Here is a 5,963-nt window from a genome sequence, read left to right as displayed (position 1 = left end):
CAGGGCTTTCCACCGTGCCATCCAAGCACGCAGTGGGTGATGTGGTCCCGGTCCGCGAACGTCCATACGGGCCAGCGCCGTCACGGCGGCGCATCACAGGCCGGACAGATGGCAGCATCCGACCAAGCGATCAGCTCCTCCGCAAATCCGAACTTGCGCTGAAGGGGGCGTCCACAGATGGATTGCGGACGTCGGGACCCAGCTTGAGTTTGCTCCTGCCAACGTTAGCTTCGAGCCCACGATGACGCTGAAGGTGACGTATGGAAGTGCATGAGGTGGTGACCGACGAAGAGGCTGGGAAAATAACCGTCAACGCCTTTGCCCGAAATGGTGAGAAAGTCTTCCTGACTGCGTTGAGCGTCGATGATGTGCAGGGCGACTTCTCGCGCGCGGCCCTCTGGATAGGCCGTGCTGTCCTCATGGGTTCACCCATCGAGAAGCTCTTGAAGTGATGTCTTAGGCAGGCCACGCCAACGTCCGCGATGGGTCGCGAGCCGTCTAACCCGCGCAGTGCCTCAGCGGACCTGGCGAACGTCGGGAACGGGTGGAGCGCGGACATCCCGGGTGCCGGGTCACAGAGGCGGAACGCTGTCTTTGGGGTCGAACATTCCGACCGGCCGTTCGAGTACGCCGCCGTTCCAGCATGCTGACCGCCAAAGGTAGGGAGGTTCACCAGCAGAAGCCGGAAACGCGCTGTCTGCTCGCCAGATAGTTCCCCAGTTGGGGCTGTCGGTCACGACCACCTTGACGAGGCGAGTGCCTACTCCTTCGCGCATCTTCTGCGCAAACTGGGCGCACCGGCTCACGACCTCATCCTGCACATCCCCGGCCGACCGCTCGTCAGGACCGGGCGCAGCTGGTGGCATCTCAGGAAGCTCGTTCAGCGGCGCAGTGAGAGCAGTCGAAGGCAAAAGCAGCGAAGCGGCCAACAGCGCTGCTCCTGATGCTTTCACCGATGCGTCCCCCTCTGCATTGAACACACTCTGTAGCACAGCCTGCTAGGCAGGCCTCCAAGTCCGCAACGGGTCGAAGGCGTCCGGCGCCCTTCCGCGTCCTTCTGCGGTTGAACTCTAGAGCGCCTGCGTCATCTCACGCCGCCCCGGGGGTCGCCCCATGCCCTTTCGTGTCTTTCCTGGTTCCTTGACGATCCTGGGGAGAGGCGGCGGCTCTTGTGAGGACCCATCACGGCCAGCCGCTACTTCAGGTGCTCCCGGTACCAGGCGATGGCCAGGTCCACCGCCTCCTCGCGTTTCTCGCCATAGACGCCGTAGTGCTTGATGCCGGGCAGGGTCACCAGCTTCGAAGGGCCCTTTACGCGGGTGCTGGCCAGAATCGCGTTCGGCCGGTTGTCGAACAGCTCCTCGTTCTCGGCGACGATGAACAGCGATGCGGCGGTGACGTTGGGCGCGTCGTCGCCAGGGGTCCAGCGTAGCAGCTTGTCGCCGATGGGCGCGCCGATCAGCGCGCCGACCACCTGGGCCCCCGGCTCGGGGTAGGCCACCTCGCCGCGGGCCATTCGCGCGGCTTGCACCTGCATCGGCCCGGCGGCGGGATTGGCCGTCCCCGGCGGCGGGCGCGACGGGACCGAGCCCACCTGGCTCACGAGCGCCTTCACCCGCGGGTCGCGCGCGGCGACATAGACCACCATGCCGCCCGAGAAGCTGGAGCCGCGGACGCCGATGCGCTTCGGGTCTACCGACGGGTCGGCGGCGGCCCAATTGATGACGTTGAACCAATCCTGCGCCTGTTCGACGGGATCGACGTAGCCGCGCACGGCCTCGACCTCGACGGTCAGCTTGCGGCCCGGCGGCAGCTTGGGCTGGGGCGCGGTCAGGATCACGCGGCTGTCGCTCTCGCCCCAGCCGCGGTAGTCGAACGTCAGCACCTGGAAGCCCGCCCGCGCCATCTGCACGGCGTCGGTGCGGAAGCCCGAGGCGGTGCCGCCCCAGCCGTGCGCCATGACGATGGTGGGCAGCTTCTCGGCGGGGCGGGCCTTGGGCGCGAAGACCTCGCCGTGCAGGCGCACGCCTTCGGAGAGGATGCTGACCGTCCGGAAGGCGACGTCGTCGGGCGCCTTGTAGTCGGCGGCGCGACCCGTGGTCCACGTCGCCGGATCCGCCGGATTGCGCCGCGGCGTGGCCGCCGGCTGGGCCTGGACCGCCGTCGCCGCGAGCAGCGCGACGACCGCCGCCACGCCCATCCGCCGCGTCAATTTCCCCGCCATCCTCGCCTCCCTGTTGTGTTCTTACGTGGATACCATCTACTCAAATCGCCTGTAACGTTACGTCAGGCTAGATGCCCCTACCAGCCGCTCAAACGGATTGACGGCGTCCCGGGGGTCCCGCAGGTTTCCCGACGATAACCAGACGGCCTACGCCGCGCACCCTCGGAGGAAGATCCCTTGCCCAGCGACACGGCGGCGGCGACCCATGCGCGCCGGCTCAGCGTCCCGACCAAGCTTTTCTACGGGTTCGGATCGGTCGCCTTCGGGGTCAAGGACAACGGCTTCTCCTACTTCCTGGCGTTCTTCTACGCCCAGGTCGTCGGGCTGCCTGCCCAGACCGTCGGCTTCGCGATCATGCTGGCGCTGGTCATCGACGCATTCATCGACCCGATCGTCGGCCAGCTGTCGGACAACACCCGCTCGAAATGGGGCCGTCGGCATCCGTGGATGTACGCCGCGGCGATCCCCGTGGCGGTCTCATACTCGCTGATGTGGAACCCGCCGACCGAATGGAGCCAGCCGGCGCAGGTGGCCTACCTGGTGGCCGTGGCGGTGCTGATCCGCAGCTTCATCAGTTGCTACGAGATTCCCTCGGCCGCGCTCGCGGCCGAACTGACCACCGAGTACGACGAGCGCACCCGCCTGCTCAGCTACCGCTACCTGTTCGGCTGGTGCGGGGGCTTGGCCATGTACGGCCTGGCGCTGTTCGTGTTCCTCAAGCCCACCGCCGAGTACGCCACGGGCCAGCTCAACCCGGCGGGCTACGCCAACTACGGCATCTTCGCCGGCGGGCTGATGCTGTTCGCCATCCTGGTCACCTCGATCGGCACCCACGGGCAGATCCGCTACCTGCGCGCCCCGCCGTCGGAACGGATCACCCTGGGGCGGCTGTCGCGCGAGCTGTTCGGGGCCATGGCCAACCGCAACTTCGCGATGATCTTCGCCGCGGCCATCTTCCTCTACGCCGGCATCGGCCTGGGCTTCGCCATCAACCTCTATTTCTCGACCTACTTCTGGGAGTTCACCGCCCGCGAGATCGCCCTCTTCAGCTTCTCCAGCCTGACCGCGGCGATCCTGGCCTGGATCATCGCGCCCCGCTTGGCGCAGCGCTTCGAGAAGCGGACGGTGGCCATGACCCTGATCCCCCTGGGCCTGGCCTTCGGCATCGGCCCGATCATCCTGCGCCTCATCGCCGCTTTCCCGCCGAACGATGCGACCGTCGCGACCCCGTTCTCGTTCGGCGGCGTCCCGTGGACCCCGCACCTGAACTTCCTGATCATCTGGGTGACCAACGTCCTGTCGGTGGGCCTGGGGATCATCGGCAACATCCTGTTCTCGTCGATGATCGCCGATGTAGTCGAGGACTCCGAGCTGAAGACCGGCCGGCGGCAGGAGGGCGTGTTCTTCGCCGCCATCGCCTTCGCCGCCAAGGCCACCACCGGCTTCGGCATCCTGGCCTCAGGCCTGATCATCGGCGCCATCGCCTTCCCGACCGGGGCCAAGCCGGGCGCGGTCGACATCGAGATCCTGCGTCACCTGGGCCTGATCTACGTGCCGGTGCAGGTCGTGCTCTACGGGACCGCGACGCTGCTCCTGCTCGGCTACGGCATCAGCCGGGCAAGCCACGCAGACACCCTGCGCAAGCTGGCCGCCGCCGCTGACCTGACGCTGGAGGGCGAACCCGCATCCAGCGGCGCGAAACTGGGCTGACGCGGGCTGTCGCGGGCGCTAGGGAGCCCGCATGACCGCCGACGCGTTGCTGGCCCAGGAGTTCGGCTCCTTCTCCGAGGTGCTCCGCGCCCAGGCGGCCGCGCGGCCGGACAAGCCGGCGCTGGTCGATGCGCGCCGCGTGATCCCCTACGGCGAGCTGGACGAACTGATGGACCGCATCGCTGCGGCCCTGCAGCGCGACGGCGTGGGCAAGGGCGAGGTGGCGGCGGCCTGCGCGCTCTCGTCGGCGGAGTATGGCGCAGCGTTCCTGGCCGTGTTGCGCGCCGGCGCGGTGGTCGCGCCGCTGGCCCCATCGTCCACGCCCGAGAGCCTGCTCACCCAGCTCGCGGACTGCGCGGCCAAGGTGTTCTTCCTGGACGCCGCGACGGCTCGGCACATGGGCGCGGCGCTGGACAAGGTGACGGCCAAGCGGGTGTCGCTGGACGGCTCCGACGCCGGCGAGCCGCTGGGGGCCTGGATGGCGCCGGCGGGCGCGAAGCCGATGGTCCACCCGCCGCGGCCGGACGACGGCTTCAACCTCATCTACTCGTCGGGCACCACGGGCGCGCCGAAGGGGATCCTCCAGCCGCACAGGATGCGCTGGGGCCAAGTGCGGCGCGGCGGCTACCGCCACGACGCCGTGACGATGATCTCGACGCCGCTCTATTCGAACACGACGCTGATCTCGTTCCTGCCGACCCTCGGCAACGGCGGGACGGCGGTGCTGATGCCCAAGTTCGACGCGACGGCCTTCCTGGAGCTGTCGCAGAAGCACCGCGCGACCCACACCATCCTGGTGCCGGTGCAGTACCGCCGGCTGCTCGACCACCCCGACTTCGACCGCTACGACCTCAGGTCCTACAAGCTGAAGTTCGTGACCTCGGCGCCGTTCTCCGCGGCCGCCAAGCGCGAGGTGCTGGACCGCTGGCCGGGCGGGCTGGTCGAGTTCTACGGCATGACCGAGGGCGGCGGCACCTGCTCGCTGCGCTGCCACGAGCACCCCGAAAAGCTGCACACGGTGGGCAGGCCGCTGCCGGGCCACGACATCCGGCTGATCGACGACGAGGGCCGCGAGGTGGCGCAGGGGCAGGTGGGCGAGGTGGTCGGCCGCTCGGGCGCGATGATGGTCGGCTACCACAACCAGCCCAAGAAGACCTCCGAGGCCGAGTGGTTCAGCCCAGAGGGCCTGCGCTACATCCGCACTGGCGACGTGGGCCGCTTCGACGAGGACGGGTTCCTCACCCTGCTGGACCGCAAGAAGGACATGATCATCTCGGGCGGGTTCAACATCTACCCGAGCGACCTCGAGGCCGAGCTCATCCAGCATCCCGCGGTGGCCGAGGCGGCGGTGGTGGGCGTGCCGTCGCAGGCCTGGGGCGAGACGCCGGTGGCCTTCGTGGCGCTGAAGCCCGGCGCGACCGCGACGGCCAAGGAGATCCGCGACTGGACCAACGCCCGGGTCGGCAAGACCCAGCGGCTCGCCGACCTCAGGCTGGTCGACGCCCTGCCGCGCAGCCACATTGGCAAGGTGATGAAAGGCGAGCTCAAGGACGGCTACCGCCCCGCCTGAGCTTGCAATCCGCCAGACTGATGCAAATATGCAATCAGTCATGACCGAGTCACATGCCCCACGCTCCGGGTGTCCCATCAACCTTACGCTCGAGGTTCTCGGCGACCGGTGGAGCCTGCTGGTGCTCCGCGACATGATGTTCGGCAATCGACGGCACTTCCGCGAGTTGCTCAACCGGTCCGAGGAGGGCATCGCCTCCAACATCCTGGCCGATCGGCTGAAGAAGCTGCAGGCGCAGGACATGATCACCCGCGCCGACGACCCGACCCACAAGCAGAAGGCCATCTACAGCCTGACCGAGAAAGCCATCCAGCTGGTTCCGATCATGGCCATGGTCGGCGGCTGGGGGCGCAAGCACCTGCCCGTGAGCGAGGAGCTGTCGATCCGCGCCCAGTTGCTGGAGGAGGGCGGCCCGCCCATGTGGGACGCCTTCATGGACGAGCTGCGCCGCCTCCACTT

5 protein-coding genes are annotated in these 5,963 nt (G+C 68.1%); 4 read left to right on the top strand and 1 reads right to left on the bottom strand.

The window, feature by feature from the left end; genetic code table 11:
- Window positions 1–260: 260 nt before the first annotated feature.
- Window positions 261–452 (top strand): hypothetical protein, encoded by a 192-nt coding sequence (locus VGD44_RS08350; RefSeq protein ID WP_331085811.1) that lies wholly within the window; start codon window positions 261–263, stop codon window positions 450–452.
- Window positions 453–1,195: 743 nt separating this feature from the next.
- Here the strand turns inward: VGD44_RS08350 and VGD44_RS08345 are convergent.
- On the bottom strand, window positions 1,196–2,224 hold the full coding sequence (locus tag VGD44_RS08345; protein WP_331085809.1) for an alpha/beta hydrolase: 1,029 nt from the start codon (window positions 2,222–2,224) through the stop codon (window positions 1,196–1,198).
- A 177-nt stretch (window positions 2,225–2,401) separates the two neighbouring features.
- On the opposite strand from VGD44_RS08345, the gene VGD44_RS08340 reads away from it, so the two are divergent.
- The 3 genes from VGD44_RS08340 to VGD44_RS08330 all read left to right on the top strand — a co-directional run.
- On the top strand, window positions 2,402–3,934 hold the full coding sequence (locus tag VGD44_RS08340; RefSeq protein WP_331085807.1) for an MFS transporter: 1,533 nt from the start codon (window positions 2,402–2,404) through the stop codon (window positions 3,932–3,934).
- A 31-nt stretch (window positions 3,935–3,965) separates the two neighbouring features.
- A complete protein-coding gene (locus VGD44_RS08335; protein ID WP_331085805.1) occupies window positions 3,966–5,504 on the top strand; it encodes a class I adenylate-forming enzyme family protein in 1,539 nt (512 codons plus the stop codon).
- A 121-nt stretch (window positions 5,505–5,625) separates the two neighbouring features.
- On the top strand, window positions 5,626–5,963 hold a 338-nt coding region (locus VGD44_RS08330; protein ID WP_331085803.1), incomplete at its 3' end, for a helix-turn-helix domain-containing protein.

Source organism: Phenylobacterium sp., assembly GCF_036402295.1.
GTDB lineage: Bacteria > Pseudomonadota > Alphaproteobacteria > Caulobacterales > Caulobacteraceae > Phenylobacterium.
Note: the sequence above shows the minus strand (reverse complement) of the source record. Positions and strands in the feature narration are given on the sequence as shown.

Excerpts from the sequence above, each read along its gene's own strand:
- VGD44_RS08350 (WP_331085811.1), top strand. The coding sequence starts at position 261 with ATGGAAGTGCATGAGGTGGTGACCGACGAAGAGGCTGGGAAAATAACC.
- VGD44_RS08345 (WP_331085809.1), bottom strand. The coding sequence starts at position 2,224 with ATGGCGGGGAAATTGACGCGGCGGATGGGCGTGGCGGCGGTCGTCGCG.
- VGD44_RS08335 (WP_331085805.1), top strand. The coding sequence starts at position 3,966 with ATGACCGCCGACGCGTTGCTGGCCCAGGAGTTCGGCTCCTTCTCCGAG.